We start from the raw sequence: 20,424 nt of genomic DNA, 5'->3' as shown, positions 1-20,424 counted from the left end.
AGCAAGGTTGCAAAATTTATGCTCTGATTGAGCTGCTTATATTGCGGCGCAAAAAAGACATAATTCCCGGTGTGCGATCACTAAGTGGTTAGAACGGCTTAAAATTTTGTAATGAATATTCCGTAATATTCAAACTATACTAATATAGAGCCAGTGTAATCCGATGCCGTCCGACGACGGCGGCGAAGGCGGTTCACCGGGGCGACGATGCCGGCCCGTATGCCGTCCACCGCGCCGGAGGAACGCGCAAAACCAGGGAAGGCAGGTCGTCATGACTGAGTTGGACGCCAGCGAGTTTCGCTCTCTCATAACAAGCATATTTCCTGAACTCACGGCCTCCGTCTTCAAGCTGGCGGCGAAGGGCTGGGATTCGCTTGCCGTCGACGTCGATGACACGCTGATCTTCAAGTTTCCGCGCCATTCAAGTGCGGAAAGAGCGCTTGTGAAGGAAGCCGCCTTGCTCGCTATCGTTCGGCCGTCGCTGTCGATTGCGGTTCCCGACATGCGCATTCACGACGGGCCGCCGATCTTCTCCAGCCATGCCAAGCTCGACGGCGAACATCTCATTGCCGAAGATTACGATGCGCTTGGCGAAGGCGATCGTCAGCGCCTCGCGGAAGATCTTGCGCGTTTTTACGCCGAGTTGCATGTAGTCGATGCCGATCGCATACGATCGGCCGGTGCCGGGGCGATCCAGCCATGGCAATCGCCCGAGACGGTGCGAATAAAGGCTTTGCCGCTGCTGCTGCCTGACATCAGGAGCTTTGCGCAGGCCATTATTTCCGATTTCGAAGCCTTGCCGCCCGATCCCTACGGCAACATCTACGGCTTCTTCGATGGTCATGGCTGGAACATGGCCTTCGACCATGCGCAAAGGAAGCTCAACGGCATCTATGATTTCGCCGATTCAGGCTTTGGCCCGCTGCACCAGGAATTCATCTACTCGAACTTCATCTCGCCCGATCTGACCGCACGCATCGTATCGGCCTATGAAACGCTGACCGGGCGCAGGCTCGATCGGCGGCGCATTTCGATCCTGACGGGTTTCCATCGTCTGTCCGAGCTCGCCGAACTGGCGGACGATCCGGCGAACGTCGAACAGATGATCCGAAGTGTGGCGACATGGGCGGCGGCCGCCCGCGTCGGCTGAGAGGGAATGTCAGACGGATCGTGCCGCGCCGCCGTCGCAGCGGATGAGCGAGCCGGTGATGTAGCTTGCCGGTTGGCTGCACAGGAAGGCAGCCGTTGCGGCGAATTCCTCGACCCTGCCATAGCGGCCGACCGGAATGCGCGCTTCCTTGTCGGTGCGGATCTCCTCGAGGCTCTTGCCGGTCCGCTTTGCCGCAGCTCCGTCGAGATCGTCGAGCCGCGCCGTCAGGATGCTGCCGGGCAAGAGCAGGTTGGTGGTGACGCCGAAGCCCGCCACTTCGGAGGCAAGCGTCTTGCTCCAGCCGGCAAGGGCCGGGCGCAGCGTATTCGACAGTGCCAGATTGGCGATAGGTTCGATCACGCCGGATGATGCAACGGTCAGGATGCGGCCCCAGCCCTGCGCCTTCATGCCGGGCAGCAGCGCATTGGTGAGCGTGATCACCCGAGCGACCATGGAGAGGAAATAGATTTCGAGCTTTTCGCCCGTCATGTCCTCCGTCGTGCCGGGCGTCGGTCCGCCGGTATTGTTGACGAGGATATCGAGCCCGCCGAACTTCTCCTTTACCGCCGTCGTCACCATCTCGACGAAGCGTTCGTCCCCGAGATCGGCCCAGATCCAGTCGGCCCGGCCTTTGCCTTCGGCATTGATCGCCTTGCAATTGGCCTCCAGCTGTTCGCCGCTGCGCCCGCAGAGCAGCACGTTTGCACCCTCCCGCGCTAGCGCCACGGCGATGCCGAGGCCGAGGCCGCGCGAGGAGGCGAGGACGAGTGCCCGTTTGCCGTTGATGCCGAGATCCATGATTGTCCTCCGATAGCTTTGAGCGATGTATAAGGCGCAAGCGGCGGAAAAGGAAAGGGCATGTGACCGGTTCGGTAGCGTTTGATAATTGACGTTAACGTAAGCGTTATGTAATTCTGTCGGACGAGGCCTCATCATTGTGCGAATTGGAAGATTGGCTGTCGTATCCCGGCTCGACAATGCTTTCTCGTTTTGACAAGAAAGTGCCATGACGGGGATGACGGCCGCGTGCCGCCAAGCGGAGACGAGTGAATGACCGAGACGACTGAGCTGCCCGAACGCGAGAGCATGGAATTCGACGTTGTTATCGTCGGCGCCGGTCCTGCCGGTCTTGCAGCGGCGATCCGGTTGAAGCAGGTCAATCCGGAAGTCTCCGTCGTCGTGCTGGAGAAGGGCGCGGAAGTCGGCGCGCATATCCTCTCGGGCGCGGTGGTCGACCCGATCGGCATCGACCGGCTGCTGCCCGGCTGGCGCGACGAGGCCGATCATCCGTTCAAGACCAAGGTCAGCGCCGATCACTTCCTGCTGCTCGGTCCGGCTGGCTCTGTTCGTCTGCCGAATGTGCTGATGCCGCCCTTGATGAACAATCACGGCAACTACATCGTCTCGCTTGGGCTCGTCTGTCGCTGGCTGGCGACCAAGGCCGAAGAACTCGGCGTCGAGATCTATCCGGGCTTTGCCGCAACCGAAGTGCTCTACAATGACGAGGGCGCCGTCATCGGGGTGGCCACCGGCGATATGGGCATCGAGAAGAACGGCGAGCCTGGACCGAACTATACCCGCGGCATGGAACTGCTCGGCAAATATGTGCTGATCGGCGAAGGTGTGCGCGGCTCGCTCGCCAAGCAGCTGATCGCCAAGTTCGATCTGCAAAAGGACCGCGAGCCGCAAAAATTCGGCATCGGCATCAAGGAGCTCTGGCAGGTCAAGCCGGAAAACCATCGGCCGGGCCTGGTGCAGCATTCCTTCGGCTGGCCGCTCGGCATGAAGACCGGCGGCGGCTCCTTCCTCTATCACCTGGAAGACAATCTGGTGGCCGTCGGCTTCGTCGTCCACCTCAATTACAAGAACCCCTATCTCTATCCCTTCGAGGAATTCCAGCGCTTCAAGACGCATCCGGCGATCCGCACCACCTTCGAGGGCGGCAAGCGACTGTCCTATGGGGCGCGTGCCATCACCGAGGGCGGCTACCAGTCGGTGCCGAAGCTTTCCTTCCCCGGCGGGGCGCTGATCGGCTGTTCGGCCGGTCTCGTCAACGTGCCGCGCATCAAGGGCAGCCACAATGCGGTGCTGTCGGGCATGCTGGCGGCCGAGAAGATCGCCGCCGCGATTGTATCAGGCCGCAGTCATGATGACGTGATCGAGATCGAGAATGAATGGCGCAAGGGCGATATCGGCAAGGATTTGAAGCGCGTCCGCAACGTCAAGCCGCTGTGGTCGAAGTTCGGCACGGCGCTTGGCGTGGCGCTCGGCGGCTTCGACATGTGGACTAACACGCTGTTCGGCTTTTCCGTCTTCGGCACGCTGAAGCATGGCAAGACCGATGCTGAGAGCCTGGAGCCGGCGTCGCAGCACAAGCCGATCGCCTATCCGAAGCCCGACGGCGTCTTGACCTTCGATCGCCTGTCCTCGGTGTTTCTGTCGAACACCAATCACGAGGAGGACCAGCCGGTGCATCTTCAGGTCAAGGACATGAACCTGCAGAAGTCGTCCGAGCATGATATTTATGCCGGCCCGTCGACGCGTTACTGTCCGGCCGGCGTCTATGAATGGGTGGAAAAGGACGGCAAGGACGTCTTCGTCATCAACGCCCAGAACTGCGTGCACTGCAAGACCTGCGACATCAAGGACCCCAACCAGAACATCAACTGGGTGCCGCCACAGGGCGGCGAGGGGCCGGTCTATCCGAATATGTGAGGCGGATTATCCCCACCGCGACAATTCTTGCGCGCTGACGCCTTCGTGATCGCCTCCTGCCGGAGGCTGTTATCCGTTCGTTAACCATAATTTCCTTAGCTTGCGACATCAAGTTGACGCACTAAGGACACATTCATGACGATCTCCCGCCGGGGCTTCCTGATCGCTCTGCCGCTTTTCGTGGCCGGCTGCTCTTCGACCGGTCTGAACAGCCAGACCAACTATGCCGCACTGCCGGACGAAAAATTCCCGTTGAAGCAGGTGCCGATCGACAAGATCAAGCCGGAGCTCCGCCGCCAGGAAGTGGCCTACGAAACCACGCATGCTGCCGGCACCGTGATCGTCGATACACCCGCGCGCCGGGCCTATTACGTCCTCGGCGGCGGCAGGGCGATGCGTTATGGTGTCGGTGTCGGTCGTGAGGGGCTGGCATTTGCCGGTAACGCCTATATCGGCCGCAAGGCCGAGTGGCCGAGCTGGACGCCCACAGAAAACATGCAGCGCCGTGAAGAGCGCTATCGCAAGCTTGCCGGCGGCATGCCGGGCGGCCCGAACAACCCACTCGGCGCGCGGGCCATGTATCTCTATCGCGGCGGCAACGACACGCATTTTCGCATTCATGGCACCAACCAGCCGCAATCGATTGGTCTCGCCATGTCGAGCGGCTGTGTCCGCATGATGAACCACGACGTGATCGACCTCTATAGCCGCGTCGAGGTCGGCGCCAGGGTCGTCGTCATTCAGGCCTGACGTGTCCGTTCCAAGCTCGGTAAGGACGACGTCTCCATCGAAAAAGCCGCCGCAGCGATGGCTGCAGGCGGCTTTCCAACTGCTGTTTGTGTTGGATTTTAGCGGCGCGGCGTGGCGATACCCGTCGAAAGCGCCACGCCGATGCCGGTGATCACGGCGGCGCTGATTTCCGTCATGCCGATCGCTTCGCCAAGCAGCAAGCCGCCGCCAAGCGTCGCGAGAACCGGCGTCAGCGCCGTGAAGGCGGCAGCCTGTGTTCCGCCGAGTGTTCTGACGGCGGTGCCATAGGCGACCATGGCGACGAGGCCGGAAAGAATGCCCTGGCTCAGCACTTGCAGGCCGATTTCCTGAAGTGGAGCCTGTGGCAGCGAGACGCCGAAGATGAGGGCAAGCGCGCCCATGATCAGGAAGGACCAGACGGCAATCAGGGCACTCGCCTGCACGGCGGTCAGGCCGGAGCGGCGGAAGGCATGCGTATAGCTTGCCCAGAGAACGGCGCCGGCCGGCAGCAGCACGAAGCTCGTCCATGGCAGCGAGGCGTCCGCAAGGCTGCGCGTGAGCAGGATCAGCACGCCGGCGACGATCGCAACGAGCCCAGCGATGCGGGTGTTGTCCGGTCTTTCGCGAAACAGCGCAATCCCGATCAACGCCGCGGCGAGCGGCATCGAGCCGCCGAGCAGAATCCCCGAAGAGGCGGCCGGCGTCGAATGGATTGCCAGCGTGGTCAGCAGGAAGAAGATGGCGCCGGAACCGGATACCATGATCGCCAGCAGGTGAAGTGGCAGCGCCTTCGGCAGCAGCCCCGTCTTCAGCCAGACGGGTGAAAGCACCAGCGCCGGAATTCCGAAGCGGATCAGCCCGATATCGATCGAGCCGAGCGGCGTTGCGGCGCTGTGGCGGGTGACCAGAAACCATGTCGCCCAGATCAGCACGGTAATAGTGCCGCCGGCATAACCCAGTACCTGCGAAGGCGACTTGTCGTTCGTGAAGGCAATGGTGGTCATCGTTCTGTCCTTTCCTTCATCCGGAGCCTGTCCGGTTGAAGAGAAGACTACCGCCAGAGGTCAGGGCATGTCCTTGCTATCTGTGGCTCAAAAAACATGCTATGCGCAATCTTCTGCCAACTGACGTCTATATGGATCGCGAAAATGCCAAATCTCGATAAGTTCGATATCGCCATCCTGAAGTGTCTGCAGGAGGATGCGCGGGCGACCAATGTCGAGATCGCCGAGAAGGTGAACCTGTCGCCGTCGCCGTGCCTGCGCCGCATCCGCAATCTCGAACGGTCCGGCATCATCCGCGGCTACACCGCGGATATCGACCGCAAGGAGGTCGGTCTCGGCCTGACCGTCTTCGTCGAATTCAAGGTCGTCCAGCACAGCCGTGAAAATTCCGAGGCGCAGCAGAAGGCGCTGCTCGCCATTCCCGAGATCGTCTCCTGCTTTCTGATTTCGGGCACGGCCGATTTCCTCGCCGAGGTGGTGGTGGAGGATCTCGCCGCCTATGAACGGCTTCTGACGGAAACGCTGTTGACCCTGCCGAATGTCAGCGATATCCGCTCGAACTTCGCCATCCGCAGCATCAAGACGCATGGGCCGTTGAAGCTGCCCGAGGGAAAATAATTCCCCTCGGGCTTGCTTGCGGGTTAGAGCAGCGTCCCGCTGAGGATGAGCAGCGCCACCGAGAAGTAGATGACGAGCCCGGTGACGTCGACCAGTGTGGCGACGAAGGGGGCCGAGGCGCTGGCGGGATCGAGCCGGAGCTTCTGCAGCACGAAAGGCAGCATCGAGCCGCAGATCGAGCCGAAGGTGACGATCCCGATCAGGGCGGCAAACACCGTGACGGCGACCATCTGCCAGTGTGGACCGTAATCGTAGAGCCCGGCCGATTGCCAGAAGACGATGCGGATGAAGCCGACGAGGCCGAGGATCGCGCCGAGCACGACGCCCGTCGGCAGTTCGCGCAAAAGCACCTTCCACCAGTCCGAAAGCTTCAACTCGCCGAGCGCCAGGGCCCGGATGATCAGCGATGTCGCCTGCGAACCGGAATTGCCGCCCGAGCTCATGATCAGCGGGATGAACAGCGTCAACACCACGGCCTTTTCCAGCTCGCCTTCGAAATGCTGCATGGCGCTTGCCGTCAGCATCTCACCGAGGAAGAGCGCAGCGAGCCAGCCGGCGCGCTTGCGGATCATGCCGGCGAAGCTGATCTTCATGTAGGGCTGGCCGAGCGCCTCCATGCCGCCGAACCTCTGAGCCGCTTCCGTCGTGTCCGATATCATCGTGTCGATCACGTCGTCGACGGTGACGATGCCGAGCACCTGCCCCTGTTCGTCGGTGACGGGCAGGGCGAGCAGGTCGTGTTTGCGGATCAGCCGGGCGACATCCTCCTGCTTCATCAGTGGATCGGCCGAAACCGGCGCGCCCTTCTGTGCCACAGAGAGGATCGAAGCCTCCGGTTCGCCGGTGATGAGGCGACGCAGCGTCACCACATGCAGCAGCGCATGGCTGACCTCGTCCAGCACATAGATGGCGTAGACGGTTTCGCGCGAGCGTTCGACCTGGCGCACATGGTCGAGTGTGCGGGCGACGGTCCAGCTGTCAGGCACGCTGACGAACTCCGTCGTCATGATGCCGCCGGCCGTGCGTGGCGGATAACCCATCAGGTACTGGATCGCGATGCGCACCGGTTCGTCGAGGCTGGAGAACAACCGGGCGCGGGTCTCGCCGTCGAGTTCGAGCAGCACGTCGGCGACGCGGTCGTTCGACATGCCGTGCAGCAGCCGTGCGGCGTCCTCGGCGCTGATCAGCGCAAGGATCTGTGCGGCGTTGCGAAGCTCCGGCCGGTCGAGAATGTTGACGGCATAGTCGAGCGGCATGCCGGTTAGCACCCGTCCGGCGTCCTGGACGCTGAGCGCGTTCAACGCTTCGACGCGTTCGGCGATCGTTGCGCCGCGGCTGTTGTTGATGAAGGCACGGGCGGCATGGCCTGCCCGAAGAGGGAAGCGATTGATATTCATTTGAGGCTCGCCTTTCCGTCGATCCGCCGTAGCGTCCGATCGGGCGAGCCGACAGGAGTCGGTCAGCGCACGAGGGTCGCGTACGGCAAAGGCAATCGACTCCTACTGTCGCTTGGCATCGTTATGATGACTCCGTTGAAATCCGTGGCTGACGAGTGTCATTCACGTGTTTGCTAGGTGGTCCCGAACGCGGAAAAAGTCAAGCGGGGTAAATGCTTAACGCCAGAATGTCGCACCCTGCGATGCGGCATTCCAGGCGGTATGGTTTGTATGATCTTGGGGGTCCCAGAATACCGGCCTGCTGGCGGCGATCTCAGAATCCTTCTAGCACAGCCTTGCCCTTCATCCTGCCGCTTTCGACCATGGCATGCGCCGCCTTGAGGTTCGCCGCATTGATCGGCCCGACGATCTCTGAAAGCGTCGTGCGGATCTTTCCGGCGTCGACGAGCTCGGACATCTTGTTCAGCAGCTTGTGCTGCTCGATCATGTCAGGCGTACCGTAGAGCGGGCGGGTGAACATCAGCTCCCAATGAACGGACACGGCCTTGCGCTTGAAGGGCACGATGTCGAGCGTCTTCGGATCGTCGATCAAAACGAAGCGGCCCTGCGGCGCAATCGCTTCGATGATGTCGCCGATATGGCTATCGGTATTGGTGGTCGAGAATATGAATCCCGGCGCGCCGATGCCAAGCGCTGCCACCTGCGGCGCGATCGGCCTGGAATGGTCGATGACGTGATGCGCGCCGAGTTCCTTCACCCAGTCCTGCGTTTCCGGCCGCGAGGCGGTGGCGATCACCGTCAGGTCGGTCAATGCCCGGGCGATCTGAATGGCGATCGAGCCGACGCCGCCGGCGCCGCCGATGATCAGGATGGAGCGTCCCGCTCCCGAAACCGCGTCCTGCACCTTCAGCCGGTCGAACAGCGCTTCGTAGGCCGTAATCGAGGTCAGCGGCAGGGCGGCCGCCGCCGCGAAATCGAGGCTCTTCGGTTTGGCACCGACGATGCGCTCGTCGACGAGATGGAATTCGGCATTGCTGCCCGGGCGGCTGATGACTCCGGAGTAGAACACCTCGTCGCCGGGCCTGAACAGGGTGACATCGGCGCCGATGGCCTTGACGATGCCGGCGGCATCCCAGCCGAGCACCTTGAGTTCGTCCGCGGGCGGCGCGGAATGGGCGCGCACCTTCACGTCGACGGGATTGACCGAAACGGCTTTGACCTCGACGAGCAGATCGTGGCCTCCAGCCTCCGGCATCGGCAGCTCGACATCGATCAGCGAGGTCTCGGCGGAGATTGGTTGGGGCGTTTTATAGGCGACGGCGCGCATGGGAAACTCCTGTGTTCGTTGCACGGAAGCTAGATGCGCACTATGTTCTGACAACGCAAGAATGCACAAATTCTGTACGTAGTACCCAAAAGGATACTGTAAATGTCATTGCCGCGCGCCAAGCTCGTCAAGAATTTTCCCGGCTGCCCGGTCGAAGCGACGCTGATCTACCTCGACGGGAAGTGGAAGGGCGTGATCCTCTTTCATCTGATGCAAGGAACTCTGCGCTTCAACGAATTGCGGCGTAAGCTGCCGGCCGTGACCCAACGCATGCTGACCAAGCAGCTGCGTGAACTGGAAGTGTCCGGCCTGGTATCACGCACAGTCTATCCGGTCGTGCCGCCGAGGGTCGAGTATGCAATGACGCCGCTCGGCATGACGCTCAAGCCCGTCATCCAGGCATTGGCCGCCTGGGGCGACGATTATGTCTTCTGCAGCCCGGAAGGCCGCGAGCTGCGCCTGGCCTCAGACGGCCTGCGCGCTCCGGTCGCGGCGCTCGAGGCGTAGCGAGGCTGCAAAGACGAAGAGGCCGAGGAAGGACAGCGCCGCGCCGACATAACCGGTTGCGGCAAAACCGTAACCTCCGGCGATGACGAGGCCGCCGAGCCAGGCGCCGATCGCATTGGCGATGTTGAAGGCGGAATGGTTGGACGCGGCCGCAAGCGTCTGCGCGTCGGCGGCAACATCCATCAGCCGCGTCTGCAGCGCCGGGCCGGCGGCAAAGCCGCAGCCGACGAGGAAGACGGAGAGACCGAGCAAATAGGGGTTGGCGGCGGTCAGCGAGAAGGTGGTCAGCACGACGATATTATAGATGAGCGAACCGCCGATCGTGCCGAGCAGCGATTTGTCGGCGAGCCACGAGCCGATGAAATTGCCCGCGTTCATGCCGACGCCGAAGAGGACCAGCATGATCGGAACGGCTGTTTCCGGCAGCATTGCTACCTCAGTCGTCGTCGAGGCGATATAGCTGAACATCGCGAACATGCCGCCGTAACCGACGGCGGCGATGCCGAGCGTCAGCCACACGTGCGGCCGGCGGAAGGCGCCGAGTTCGCGCAGGAAGCCCGCCTCCGCGGAAACCCTGTCCTTCGGAACGTAGAACCAGATCAGCGCCACGGTCAGCAGGCCGAGCACGCCGACCGAGAAAAACGCCACCTGCCAGTCGAGCGACTGGCCGAAGAAGGTCGTCAACGGCGTGCCGAGAAGTGTCGCAACGGTCAGGCCGAGCATGACGCGGCCGACGGCACGGGCGCGGCGATGCGCCGGCACCATCGAGGCGGCGACAAGGGCCGCGACGCCGAAATAGGCGCCGTGCGGCAGGCCGCTGACGAAGCGCAGCAGCGTGAAGCTTTCGAAGGTCGGCGCCATGGCGCTCGATATATTGCCGGCGGCAAAGATCAGCATCAGGGCCAAAAGCAGCGTGCGGCGCGCCATCTTCGCGGCGAGGACGGCAATGACGGGTGCGCCGACGACGACGCCGAGCGCATAGGCGCTGATGACGTAGCCGGCTTGCGGCGTGGTGACCGAGAAGGTCTCGGCGACATTGGGCAGTAGCCCCATGATCGCGAATTCGCCGGTGCCGATGCCGAAGCCGCCGCAGGCGAGCGCCAGCTGGACCAGCGCCACGGTCATTGCCGACGGCAGCTCTTCATCCTGGCGATCAATGGAGTTCCGGCTATCGACTGAAATAGTGGCGGCAATCTCACTCAAGAGAGCTCCTCGAGGCGGTTTCTGCTTGGCAATGGCCTCTGGCGCAGGCGGGCAGCAAGCCGATCGGTGGAAGTGGCGGGAAGTGGAGACGATGTCTCCGATAGACCATCTATCCGTGACGTCTAGGCTGCCGTCGAGTGCATTTTTTGCAGTGCAGCGTCCTGCTATGTGCATACGTCTATTGCAATTTTTGCATTTCTGCCCTTTGTCAGGAAAGAAGGCTGCGCTTGAAATCGCCGATATTGCAACCATCTCAGGGGCAAGGCAGGAGCATTTCCGCGCCAGGGACGGGAGCTCTTATGAAGCTTATAGGCTTTTTCAATCGCGACGGCGGGACCTTCAAGACCACCGACATGCTGGCCTATGAAAAAAGGGCGGAGGCGGCCTTCCGCGAAGCGGGGCACGATTTCGACGCCATCGTCTTCTCAGGAAAGGAAATCGTTCCTGCCATGGAGCGGGCGGCCAAGCGCGACGATATCGACGGTATCGTCGCCGGCGGTGGCGACGGCACGATTTCGGCGGCGGCATCGATTGCCTGGAAAAACGGAATTGCGCTCGGCGTCGTGCCCGCCGGCACGATGAACCTCTTTGCCCGCTCGCTGCGTGTGCCGCTCGATATCTGGCAGGCGCTCGATGTGCTTGCCTCCGGCGAGGTCGACAATGTCGATATCGCCAGCGCCAACGGCCGGCCCTTCATCCACCAGTTTTCCGCCGGCCTGCACGCCCGCATGGTGCGCTACCGCAACGCCTACAGCTATCGCTCGCGGCTCGGCAAGATCCGGGCAAGCACGAAGGCGGCTTTGGGCGTCGTGTTCAATCCGCCGGAATTCGAGGTCGATTTCGAGGCGGCCGGCATGCGGGAGCGTCGCAGGGTGTCGGCGATTTCAGTCTCCAACAATCCTTTCGGCGAGAATGCGCTGCTCTACGCCGACAATCTGACAAGCGGCGAACTCGGCTTCTACACGGCAAATCCGCTGAAGCCTCTGGGTGTCGCCCGTCTCGCCATCGACATGCTGCGCGGCAAGTTCCGCGAGAATGCCGACGTCATGGTGATGCACCCGGCCGAAGTGCACCTGCATTTCCCAAAACTGCGCTTCAAGGCCAATTGCGTCATGGACGGTGAGTTGCTGCCGCTCGAACGCGACGTCTCGATCCGGCTGCATCCGGGCGAATTGAAGGTTCTCGTCAAACAGGGTCTCGCCGCTCAGGTGAATGCGGACGAACGCCGGGAGCCCGCTGCGTAAGTCGGCCGCCGCGTAATTTCAGAGCCGCGGCAGATAGGTGCGGTAGTCGAAATCCGAAACGGTGCGCAGATGCGCAAGCGCTTCCTTGCGCTTGGTGTCGCCATAGAGCGCCTGATAACGCGCGCCGAAGATATCGGTGATGAAGGGCGAGGTGCGGAAGGTCTCGACGGCGCTCAGGAAATCATGCGTCAGTCGCGTCGTATTCGCAGGTATGTGCGAGGGTGTCGTCTCTTCGCCGGGGTCGAGCTCGCCATCGAGACCAGTGAGCATGCCGCCGAGGATCGCCGCCAGCAGCAGATAGGGATTGGCGTCGGCGCCGGCGACGCGGTGTTCGATGCGTGCGGCCGGCCCGTCCTTGTCGAGAATGCGGATCGCCGTGCCGCGATGGCCGCTGCCCCAGGTCAGATCGACAGGCGCAAACGAGCCCGGCTGGAAGCGCCGGTAGGAATTGGCGAAGGGGGCAAAGATCAGCTGCGCCTCGCGCATGGTATTGAGCAGGCCTGCTGTCGCCGATTTGAGCCGCTTCGGCTCGCCGCCCTTGGCATCGAGGATGTTGCGGCCATGCCGGTCGACGATGCTCGCATGCACATGCAGGCCGGAGCCGGCATGTTCGGAATAGGGTTTGGCCATGCAGGTCGACTTCAGCCCGTGGCGGCGCGCCGCCTGTTCGGCGATGCGCTTGAGGTAGAGGCAATCGTCGGCGGCTGCCAGTGCATCGGGGCGATGCAGCAGGTTGACCTCGAACTGGCCCGGACCGAATTCCGCCGTCGTTGCATCCGCCGGCAGGTCCTGCGCTTTCGCATAGGCCCTCAGGGTCTGCAAATAGCCGTCGAGCGCGTCGACGGCGCTCATGTCGTAGAGCTGGAAACCGTTCGGTTCGCCGCGATAGGTGAGGCTTTCGGGCGGGCAGGGGCGTCCGGTCTCGCGCCAGTCTCCCGCCATCACGTAAAATTCCAGCTCGGTCGCCACCACGGGCGTCAGGCCGCGCGAGGCATAGCGCTCCAGCACCGAGGCGAGGATGGCGCGCGGGTCCATGAAGCTCGGGCTGCCGTCGAATTCGTGCATGCTGGCGAGCACCTGCATCGAGCCCTCGGGCGCCCAGGGCATCGGCGCCAGGCTGCGCCGGTCGGCTACGAGCATGCCGTCGGGATCGCCGATCGTCAGCGACAGGCCGGTGATATCATCATTATCGTCGCCCCAGATGTCGAGCGATTGCGTCGACGTCGGCAGGCGGATGTCTCCGGCCCAGACCTTGCCTTGTGCGTCGAGCGGAAGCTGCTTGCCGCGCAGGTCGCCGTTCATGCCGACGATCAGGATCTCGAAACGCGGGTCGCCGCCGTCGGCCTTGCCGTCCATCCTGTCGTTCGCCATGACCTTGAAAATCCTCCGGGACAAGGCCAAGCTCCTATCCCATCGACATCAGCCTTTCAATCCGCGAGGGTCTTTGCCAATCATGCCCGATACTTACCCACCCTCGAACCTTGCCGCGATCGACGCCGCGCATCACCTGCACCCCTTCGCCGACATGAAGAAGCTGAATGCCGAAGGCACGCGCATCATCCAGCGCGGCGAGGGCGTCCACATCTTCGACAATCACGGCAGGAAATATCTCGACGGCTTCGCCGGCCTCTGGTGCGTCAATATCGGCTATGGCCGCCGGGAGATCACTGACGCCGTCGCCAGGCAGATGAACGAGCTGCCCTATTACAACACCTTCTTCGGCACGACCTCGACGCCGGCGACGCTGCTGGCTGAGAAGGTCACCTCGCATGCCGGCGCGCGTTTCAACCATGTCTTCTTCACCGGCTCCGGCTCGGAGGCGAACGACACCTGGTTCCGCATGGCCCGCGTCTACTGGAGCGCCGTCGGCAAGCCGTCGAAGAAGATCGTGGTATCGAGGAAGAACGGTTATCACGGTTCGACCGTCGCCGGCGCCAGCCTCGGCGGCATGAAATACATGCACGAACAGGGCGACCTGCCGATACCGGGCATCGTCCATATCGGCCAGCCCTATTGGTACGGCGAAGGCGGCGATCTCTCACCTGCGGAATTAGGTCTCAAGGTTGCCCGCGAGCTCGAAGCGAAGATCGACGATCTGGGCGAGGAGAATGTTGCAGCCTTTGTCGCCGAACCGGTGCAAGGCGCTGCCGGCGTCATCATCCCGCCCGAGACCTACTGGCCGGAGATCGACCGCATCTGCAAGGCGCGCAATATCCTTTTGGTGACCGACGAGGTCATCTGCGGTTTCGGCCGATTGGGCGCCTGGTTCGGCCACCAGCATTTCGGTGTCGAGCCTGACCTGGCGCCGATCGCCAAGGGGCTGTCCTCCGGCTACCTGCCGATCGGCGGCGTGCTCGTCAGCGACCGCATCGCAGATGTGCTGATCAACGAGGTCGGCGACTTCAATCACGGCTTCACCTATTCCGGCCACCCGGTCTGCGCCGCCGCAGCACTCGAAAACCTGCGCATCATCGAGGAAGAAAGACTGGTCGAACGCGTGCGCGACGATATTGGCCCCTATTTCGGCAGGGCCTGGGCAGCGCACGCCGAACACGATCTGGTCGGCGAAGCCGTCAGTATCGGCCTGATGGGCGGATTGCAGCTTGCCGCCGAGAAGAGCACGCGCACCCGTTATGCCAAGCCCGATCAGGTCGGTGCGCTGGTGCGCAGCCACGCGCTGGCGAACGGGCTGGTGCTGCGCGCCACCGGCGACCGCATGCTCGCCTCACCGCCTCTCGTCATCAGCCACGCCGAGGTGGACGAGATGGCAAGGATTACCAGGCTGGCGCTGGATTTGGCCTGGAAGGAGCTGAAATCCTGATTTCGCTCAGCCCGGCTGATTGACCCAGGCATAGCCGAAACGATAGCGGTCGTCGCCGCGCGCATAGAAATAGGGCACGTTGATCACCGACGTCTCGGGTGCGGACACGCCGAGATTGGTCTGCAGCCATTGAGCCATGGCCGGCGGAAGCCCTTCGTTACCCCCCTTTTGCGGCAGGAGCCACACCAGGAGAAGCGGTCGCCGGCTGGTAAGATCCGGGTTGAAGCCGGGATAGTCCACGGAGAGGATCGGCACACCGGGAATATCCTGCCTGAGGTTTCCGGCGAGCAGGCTGTCGCCGGCAAGGATCGCCGCCGGTTCGGCCTGTCTGCGCAAGGTTTCCAGCATGCCGGCATAAGGCCTGTTCAGCCGCTCGTAATGACCGGTAAAGCGTGCAGTCGCAACGCTCCCATAGAGGGCCGCCGGCACGCTGATCATGATGACGGCGAGGATGGGTATAAAACGCCGGAACGCTCTGTCTGTCGTGACGCCTGCTGCCTCGATCTTCAGGCAGAAATAGAGCGGCAGGATGAAGAGCATCGGCACCAGCCAGCGATCCTTGATGCCGGCAGCACCCCCGAAGACGATCAAAAGCAGAATGCCGGCCAAGAAGACGAGCATCATCCGCTCGAGAAGCCGCGTCCATTCCGAGCCGGAGCCAAGCGCCGGACGAAGGTTCTTGCCGAAGACGAGCGCGAATACCGCCACGGTCAATCCGGCAAAGCTGATGGTGGCGAGGGCGAGCGAGCTGACGCCCATGGCGACCTGCGTGAGATAGCTCGCATCGCCGCTCGCGGTCATCTTCTCCAGCGTGCGCGCGGTGGCGAAATCGAGATTGTCCTTCAGCCAGAAGAGATGCGGCAGGGTGATGACGAGTGCCACCGCCGCTGTCAGCACCAGCCGCCAGTCGAAGATCCGCGGCCGCAGGCGCGCATCGGCCAGCGCGGCAATCAGGGCTGCCGCCGGCAGGATCGCGAAATTATATTTGGCAAGCAGGCCGAAGCCGATGCCGATGCCGGCGATGAGATAGGAGGCAAGGCTCGGCTGCTTCAGGCTGCGGATGAAGCCGTAGAAGAAGATGCTGGCCGAGAAGAACACCGCGACCGTGTGCGTCAGGTCGCGCTGCATCTCGAAAGCCATCTGCGGGATCGTCAGCAGCCCGAGCGTGGCGATCGCCACCAGCGCCTTGTCGCGCAGCACGAGCCGCGCCGTCAGGCCGTAGAGCAGATAGGAGATGAACAGCAGGAGGTTCTTCACCATGGAAAGGGCGGTCAGCGAGACACCGGCAAACTGAAAGACAGTGTATTGCAGCCAGTTGTAGAAGGGCGGCTGCGGGCCGTAGCCGGCGGCAAGCCATTGCGAGCGGAAGGCCTGTTCGGCCTCGTCGAGATCGAGCGAATGCGAGGTTGCGAGCCGCACGCCGACCTGGAGCACGAAATAGGCTGCCAGCAGAACGAAGATCCACCTGATGTCGCGAAGCTTGCTCTCGGTCATCTATTTGGTCTCCGGCTGCACCCAGGCGTAGCCGAGTGCGAAATTGTCGCCCTGGCGGCCGAAATAATAGGGAAGCGACAGCGAGCCGATCTCCTGCAGCGCGATGCCTGCCGCCGTCAGCGCCGAGGAAAACCGCTCCGGCATGACGGCATCCGCAGCCGTCGCCGTCTTCTTGCCGCGCCAGACGATCAGCACCGGCCCCCTGACCTCGGCATAGGCCGGAATGCCCGGTGCCGGAAAATCCGGGATCACCACCGGCACATCGGGAAACTGCAGCCGCATGTTTCCGCCGATATAGGTGTCGGAAGCGATCACCAGTGCCGGTTCTGCCTGTCGCGTCATCTCGCGCGAAAAAACCGCCATAGGCACATTCGGCCGGCTGTAAGTGCCGATCAGCCCGGCGCCGACGACGCGGAAGCCGAGTGCGATCAGCACGCAGGCCATCAGCACCGGCAGCACCGGCCGGAAGCGGCGCAGACCGGCGGAAAGGTCGAGCCCGGCGGCCTGCATTTTCGCCAGGAAATAGATCGGCAGCACCATCAGGAATGGGTCAAGCCAGCGCTCGCGCACCGTGGTGGAGCCGGTGAACAGCACGATGAGAGCAATACCGGCAAGACTTGCGAGCATCATCCGCTCCATCATCCCGGTCCAGCGGTTGCCCGCCGAAAGCGCCCGGACGAAATCCCGGCGGAAGGTGGCGGCGAAGATCACCACCGGCAACGCCGCAAAGGCGATGATGGCGACGAGAAAGGCGAGAAGACCTTTGCCGATCCGCAAGGCGCCGGCAGGTTCGCTGCCGGCGGCCATCTTGACCAGAGTGTCGGAGGAGGCGAATGCGAGATTGCCCTGCAGCCAGATCGCATGCGGCAGGACGATGAGGAGCGCAACGGCGACTGCGACCAATATGCGCCAGTCGAGCGCCCGGCGCCGCCATTCGGCATCAGGCAGGATGGCGATCAAGGCGACGACAGGCATCAGCGCGAAATTATATTTCGAGATCAGCCCGATGCCGGTCGCAAGCCCGAGCAGCAGGTAGCTCGCCATATCGGGCCGGTCGAGCGTGCGGAAAAAGCCGTAGAGAAACAGCGAACTGGCAAAGAGCAGCGCCGTCGTATGGGTCAGATCCTGCTGCGCCATGTAGGAGACCTGGGGCAGGGTGATCAGCGCCAGCATGCCGACGGCGGCAAGCGCCTCGTCCTTCAGCGCGCGCCGCCCGGCAAAGCCATAGAAGAGATAGGACAGGAACAGCAGGATGTTCTTCGGAACGATCAGCGTGCCGATCGACATGCCCGTCAGCGAAACGACGGCATATTGCATCCAGTTGTAGAAGGGCGGCTGCGGGCCGTAGCCCGCCAGCAGATATTGCGAGAAGAAGGATTGCTCCGCCTCGTCGAGTTCCAGCGAATGCGGAAGCGCGATGCGCAGCGCGATGTTGAGCACGAAATAGGCTGCAAGCAGCAGGCCCGCGGTTTTGATCGTCCTCGTTACGCGCTCCAGCATAGTGCTGCCGGCTTAGGCTTGGCTTTGATCGTCGAAGATCTGCCGCACGATATAATTCGGAGAGGCATCGTCGCGGTAATAAGTGCGCGCGATCATTTCTGCCAGGATGCCGGTGGTGATCATCTGCACCGACGACAGCAGCAGCACGACGCCGACCATCAGCATCGGTCGCGTGCCGATGTCGTTGCCCAGGATGAACTTGTCGAAGCCGAGATAGAGCAGGATCAGCATGGCGAGCGCGCCGAGGCCGAGACCCAGCGATCCGAAGAAATGCCCCGGTCGCGCCTTGTAGCGCATGAAGAACATCACCGACAGCAGATCGAGGATGACGCGGAAGGTGCGCGAAATGCCGTATTTCGAAACGCCGTGCTCGCGGGCATGGTGGGTGACGGCCATCTCGCCGATGCGCGAGCTCGGCACCACACCGGCAACCCAGGCTGGGATGAAGCGGTGCATCTCGCCCATCAGCTTCACCTGCTTGATGATCGAGGCACGGTAGATCTTCAGGCTGCAGCCGTAATCGTGCAGCTTGACGCCGGTGATACGGCCGATCAGGTAGTTGGCGCACCACGACGGGATCTTGCGCAAGAACAGACCGTCCTTGCGGTTCTTGCGCCAGCCGACCAAGAGGTCGAGTTCGCGCCGTTCCAGCTCGGAGACCATCGAAGGAATGTCCTTCGGATCGTTCTGGAGGTCGCCGTCCATCGTCGCGATCAGGCGACCCTGGGCGGTGTCGATACCGGCCTGCATGGCGGCTGTCTGGCCGAAGTTGCGCTGCAGCTCGACGATTCTGAGCGCCAACCCCTCGCGTCCGACGTACTTCCGGGCGTTGACGAGCGTCGCATCCGTGCTGCCATCGTCGACGAGGATCAGCTCCCAGCGATGGGGGTAGCTAACCATCGCAGCCACGACACGCTCGACAAGCGGGCCGACGCTTTGCTCTTCGTTGAAAATGGGCACGACCAGCGACAGTTCGAGCGATTGTACCGGATCATTCGTACCGCGAATGGGCTCTACCGTTGTCTGCAACTTTCATCTCCAAAAGGCCGGACGGCCGAGCAATCTTTACTGCTGCCGCCGCGCTTGCGGAAGGCTACTACATGAAGTGTCCGCCGGTTGCCAGCGGGCAATGCCGGTTTCCCCGCAATCGGCTGACCTGCCGGGGCGCTATTTCGCGCCGCCTTCCACCCAGGAGTAACCAATGGAGAAGCTGCGTTTGCCGTCACCGAAGAGATAGGGCAGCGTCAGCGTCTTCAACTCTTGCAGATGAATGCCCGATTTGACGAGGTCATTGGCGAAGCCGGGGGAAATTGTCGGATCATCTGCGGTCTCGCCGCGCCAGATAACCAGCACCGGCCCCTTCGCGTTCGCATATTCGGGAACTCCGGGTCCGGGGAAGAACGGGATCACGACGGGAACATCGGGAAACTTCAGCCGCATGTTGCCGGCAATGAACTTGGTTCCCGCGACGATGAGAACCGGCTTGCGGGTCGCGGTCAATTCAGCCACGTAGCCGGAAAAGGGTACGTTCGTTCTCGTATACGTGCCGATATATTGAATGCCGACGATCCGGAAAAGAAGGATCGACAGGATGACGACCATGAAGACCGGCACCACGGGCCGGAAGCGCGCAAGACCGGCGGAAAGATCGATGTCCGCGGTTTCCAGTTTCAGGAACAGATAGATCAGCAGCACGAGCAGGCATGGGTCGAGCCAGCGCTCGTGGATATCGCTCGCGCCGGCGAAGAGGACCACGCCGACGAAGGCGAGCAGGCTGATGACCATCATCCGCTCGATCACCCGGATCATCGGGCTGGAAGAGGAGAGCGCGCGAAAGAAGTCACGCCGGAAGGCGGCCACAACGAGCACGATTGGCAATGCGACGAAGCCGAGGACGGCGATGACGAGAGATAGCAGTCCTTGCCCGATGCGGGGAAGGCCGGCCGGGGCTAGGTGTTCGGCAGTCATCCGCTCCAGTGTCGGCGCAGACGCGCTGGCGAGATTGTCAGGCAGCCAGAGCGCATGCGGCAGCACGATCAGAATGGCAAGGACGGCGGCCGGCAGCATACGCCAGTCGATGAGACGGCTGCGCCATTCCCGCTCCGGCAGTACGGCAATGAGGGCGGCAAATGGCAGGATGGCGAAATTATACTTCGAGATGAGCCCTATGCCGGTGGCGATGCCGATGAGGAGATAGCTCCCGAGCGTCGGCTGGCGCAGCGTGCGGAAAAAACCGAAGAGGAAGAGCGAGGTCGCAAACAGCAGGGCAACCGTATGGGTCAGTTCGCGCTGCGCCATCAGGCCGACCTGCGGCAGGGTAATCAGGCTCAGCATGACGACGGCTGCGAGCGAACGGCTCTTCAGCACCTCGCGGGCAGCAAGCCCGTAGAAGAGATAGCAGCCGAAGAGAATGATGTTCTTCGGCACCGAGAGCACCCACATCGATATGCCGGTCACCGAAACGATGGCATATTGGATCCAGTTGTAGAAGGGCGGCTGCGGTCCGTAGCCGGCAAGCAGGTATTGCGAGTAGAAGGATTGTTCCGCCTCGTCGAGATCGAGCGTATGCGGCAAGGCGATGCGAAGCGCGATGTTCAGCAGGAAATAGGCTGCCAGAAAAATGCTTGCGCTCGTAATGCTTCTGGTAATCCGCTCCAACATCGATCTCCACGTCAAGCCGGCAAGGCGCCATCA

17 protein-coding genes are annotated in these 20,424 nt (G+C 62.3%); 7 read left to right on the top strand and 10 right to left on the bottom strand.

The annotated features are described in order from the left end of the window. The first annotated feature begins 271 nt into the window (after positions 1-271). A complete protein-coding gene (locus OIU37_RS11985) occupies positions 272-1,150 on the top strand; it encodes a phosphotransferase family protein (protein WP_264257572.1) in 879 nt (292 codons plus the stop codon). 9 nt (positions 1,151-1,159) lie between these two features. On the opposite strand, the gene OIU37_RS11980 is transcribed toward OIU37_RS11985, so the two are convergent. Beyond that, positions 1,160-1,948 carry an SDR family oxidoreductase gene (locus tag OIU37_RS11980; RefSeq protein ID WP_168316708.1) on the bottom strand — a complete coding sequence of 263 codons (789 nt, stop codon included), beginning with the start codon at positions 1,946-1,948 and terminating at the stop codon, positions 1,160-1,162. 252 nt (positions 1,949-2,200) lie between these two features. On the opposite strand from OIU37_RS11980, the gene OIU37_RS11975 reads away from it, so the two are divergent. Both OIU37_RS11975 and OIU37_RS11970 read left to right on the top strand, forming a co-directional pair. Further along, entirely contained in the window at positions 2,201-3,865 is a 1,665-nt protein-coding gene (locus OIU37_RS11975; RefSeq protein WP_168316707.1) for an electron transfer flavoprotein-ubiquinone oxidoreductase, read from the top strand. 135 nt (positions 3,866-4,000) lie between these two features. Further along, entirely contained in the window at positions 4,001-4,615 is a 615-nt protein-coding gene (locus tag OIU37_RS11970; protein ID WP_017959713.1) for a L,D-transpeptidase, read from the top strand. Between the two features lie 98 nt (positions 4,616-4,713). Here OIU37_RS11970 and OIU37_RS11965 read toward each other — a convergent pair whose 3' ends face one another. Next, entirely contained in the window at positions 4,714-5,619 is a 906-nt protein-coding gene (locus OIU37_RS11965; RefSeq protein WP_168309713.1) for a DMT family transporter, read from the bottom strand. Positions 5,620-5,715: 96 nt separating this feature from the next. Here OIU37_RS11965 and OIU37_RS11960 point away from each other — a divergent pair, with 96 nt between their 5' ends. Beyond that, entirely contained in the window at positions 5,716-6,237 is a 522-nt protein-coding gene (locus OIU37_RS11960; protein ID WP_182211627.1) for an Lrp/AsnC family transcriptional regulator, read from the top strand. 23 nt (positions 6,238-6,260) lie between these two features. Here OIU37_RS11960 and mgtE read toward each other — a convergent pair whose 3' ends face one another. Continuing rightward, positions 6,261-7,634 carry a magnesium transporter gene (gene mgtE, locus OIU37_RS11955; RefSeq protein WP_264257571.1) on the bottom strand — a complete coding sequence of 458 codons (1,374 nt, stop codon included), beginning with the start codon at positions 7,632-7,634 and terminating at the stop codon, positions 6,261-6,263. Positions 7,635-7,947: 313 nt separating this feature from the next. Beyond that, complete coding sequence (locus tag OIU37_RS11950; RefSeq protein ID WP_264257570.1) at positions 7,948-8,961, bottom strand: zinc-binding alcohol dehydrogenase family protein; 1,014 nt, start codon at positions 8,959-8,961, stop codon at positions 7,948-7,950. A gap of 102 nt (positions 8,962-9,063) precedes the next feature. On the opposite strand from OIU37_RS11950, the gene OIU37_RS11945 reads away from it, so the two are divergent. Further along, entirely contained in the window at positions 9,064-9,468 is a 405-nt protein-coding gene (locus tag OIU37_RS11945; protein WP_264257569.1) for a helix-turn-helix domain-containing protein, read from the top strand. Here the strand turns inward: OIU37_RS11945 and OIU37_RS11940 are convergent. Beyond that, positions 9,427-10,671, bottom strand: coding sequence for an MFS transporter (locus OIU37_RS11940; RefSeq protein ID WP_264257568.1), 1,245 nt, complete (start codon positions 10,669-10,671; stop codon positions 9,427-9,429). The two genes, OIU37_RS11945 and OIU37_RS11940, sit on opposite strands and share 42 nt — an antisense overlap. 299 nt (positions 10,672-10,970) lie before the next feature. Between OIU37_RS11940 and OIU37_RS11935 the strand changes: the two genes are divergently transcribed. Continuing rightward, complete coding sequence (locus OIU37_RS11935; RefSeq protein ID WP_264257567.1) at positions 10,971-11,915, top strand: diacylglycerol kinase family protein; 945 nt, start codon at positions 10,971-10,973, stop codon at positions 11,913-11,915. An 18-nt stretch (positions 11,916-11,933) separates the two neighbouring features. Here the strand turns inward: OIU37_RS11935 and OIU37_RS11930 are convergent, their stop codons facing one another. Continuing rightward, the gene (locus tag OIU37_RS11930; RefSeq protein WP_264258465.1) at positions 11,934-13,286 is read right to left on the bottom strand and encodes a glutamine synthetase family protein; all 1,353 of its coding nucleotides are present in this window, start codon (positions 13,284-13,286) and stop codon (positions 11,934-11,936) included. 82 nt (positions 13,287-13,368) lie between these two features. Here OIU37_RS11930 and OIU37_RS11925 point away from each other — a divergent pair, with 82 nt between their 5' ends. Next, on the top strand, positions 13,369-14,736 hold the full coding sequence (locus tag OIU37_RS11925; protein ID WP_264257566.1) for an aspartate aminotransferase family protein: 1,368 nt from the start codon (positions 13,369-13,371) through the stop codon (positions 14,734-14,736). Between the two features lie 6 nt (positions 14,737-14,742). Here OIU37_RS11925 and OIU37_RS11920 read toward each other — a convergent pair whose 3' ends face one another. The 4 genes from OIU37_RS11920 to OIU37_RS11905 all read right to left on the bottom strand — a co-directional run bounded on the left by OIU37_RS11920 (position 14,743) and on the right by OIU37_RS11905 (position 20,391). Next, positions 14,743-16,230 (bottom strand): glycosyltransferase family 39 protein, encoded by a 1,488-nt coding sequence (locus tag OIU37_RS11920; protein ID WP_264257565.1) that lies wholly within the window; start codon positions 16,228-16,230, stop codon positions 14,743-14,745. Continuing rightward, positions 16,231-17,730 (bottom strand): glycosyltransferase family 39 protein, encoded by a 1,500-nt coding sequence (locus OIU37_RS11915; protein WP_264257564.1) that lies wholly within the window; start codon positions 17,728-17,730, stop codon positions 16,231-16,233. A gap of 12 nt (positions 17,731-17,742) precedes the next feature. Then, positions 17,743-18,759, bottom strand: coding sequence for a glycosyltransferase family 2 protein (locus OIU37_RS11910; protein WP_182211614.1), 1,017 nt, complete (start codon positions 18,757-18,759; stop codon positions 17,743-17,745). 138 nt (positions 18,760-18,897) lie between these two features. Beyond that, positions 18,898-20,391 carry a glycosyltransferase family 39 protein gene (locus OIU37_RS11905; RefSeq protein ID WP_264257563.1) on the bottom strand — a complete coding sequence of 498 codons (1,494 nt, stop codon included), beginning with the start codon at positions 20,389-20,391 and terminating at the stop codon, positions 18,898-18,900. Between the last annotated feature and the right edge of the window lie 33 nt (positions 20,392-20,424).

It is taken from the genome of Rhizobium sp. BT-226 (assembly GCF_025847085.2).
Classification (GTDB): Bacteria; Pseudomonadota; Alphaproteobacteria; order Rhizobiales; family Rhizobiaceae; genus Rhizobium; species Rhizobium sophorae.
This window is presented reverse-complemented; position numbering and strand designations above follow the sequence as displayed.

What these genes read in the sequence shown, in the direction of transcription:
- OIU37_RS11970 (WP_017959713.1), top strand. Translation starts at nt 4,001, where the DNA reads ATGACGATCTCCCGCCGGGGCTTCCTGATCGCTCTGCCGCTTTTCGTG.
- OIU37_RS11960 (WP_182211627.1), top strand. Translation starts at nt 5,716, where the DNA reads ATGCTATGCGCAATCTTCTGCCAACTGACGTCTATATGGATCGCGAAA.
- OIU37_RS11975 (WP_168316707.1), top strand. Translation starts at nt 2,201, where the DNA reads ATGACCGAGACGACTGAGCTGCCCGAACGCGAGAGCATGGAATTCGAC.
- OIU37_RS11925 (WP_264257566.1), top strand. Translation starts at nt 13,369, where the DNA reads ATGCCCGATACTTACCCACCCTCGAACCTTGCCGCGATCGACGCCGCG.
- OIU37_RS11915 (WP_264257564.1), bottom strand. Translation starts at nt 17,730, where the DNA reads ATGCTGGAGCGCGTAACGAGGACGATCAAAACCGCGGGCCTGCTGCTT.
- OIU37_RS11935 (WP_264257567.1), top strand. Translation starts at nt 10,971, where the DNA reads ATGAAGCTTATAGGCTTTTTCAATCGCGACGGCGGGACCTTCAAGACC.
- OIU37_RS11930 (WP_264258465.1), bottom strand. Translation starts at nt 13,286, where the DNA reads ATGGCGAACGACAGGATGGACGGCAAGGCCGACGGCGGCGACCCGCGT.
- OIU37_RS11965 (WP_168309713.1), bottom strand. Translation starts at nt 5,619, where the DNA reads ATGACCACCATTGCCTTCACGAACGACAAGTCGCCTTCGCAGGTACTG.
- OIU37_RS11980 (WP_168316708.1), bottom strand. Translation starts at nt 1,948, where the DNA reads ATGGATCTCGGCATCAACGGCAAACGGGCACTCGTCCTCGCCTCCTCG.
- mgtE (WP_264257571.1), bottom strand. Translation starts at nt 7,634, where the DNA reads ATGAATATCAATCGCTTCCCTCTTCGGGCAGGCCATGCCGCCCGTGCC.
- OIU37_RS11905 (WP_264257563.1), bottom strand. Translation starts at nt 20,391, where the DNA reads ATGTTGGAGCGGATTACCAGAAGCATTACGAGCGCAAGCATTTTTCTG.
- OIU37_RS11945 (WP_264257569.1), top strand. Translation starts at nt 9,064, where the DNA reads ATGTCATTGCCGCGCGCCAAGCTCGTCAAGAATTTTCCCGGCTGCCCG.
- OIU37_RS11985 (WP_264257572.1), top strand. Translation starts at nt 272, where the DNA reads ATGACTGAGTTGGACGCCAGCGAGTTTCGCTCTCTCATAACAAGCATA.
- OIU37_RS11950 (WP_264257570.1), bottom strand. Translation starts at nt 8,961, where the DNA reads ATGCGCGCCGTCGCCTATAAAACGCCCCAACCAATCTCCGCCGAGACC.
- OIU37_RS11920 (WP_264257565.1), bottom strand. Translation starts at nt 16,230, where the DNA reads ATGACCGAGAGCAAGCTTCGCGACATCAGGTGGATCTTCGTTCTGCTG.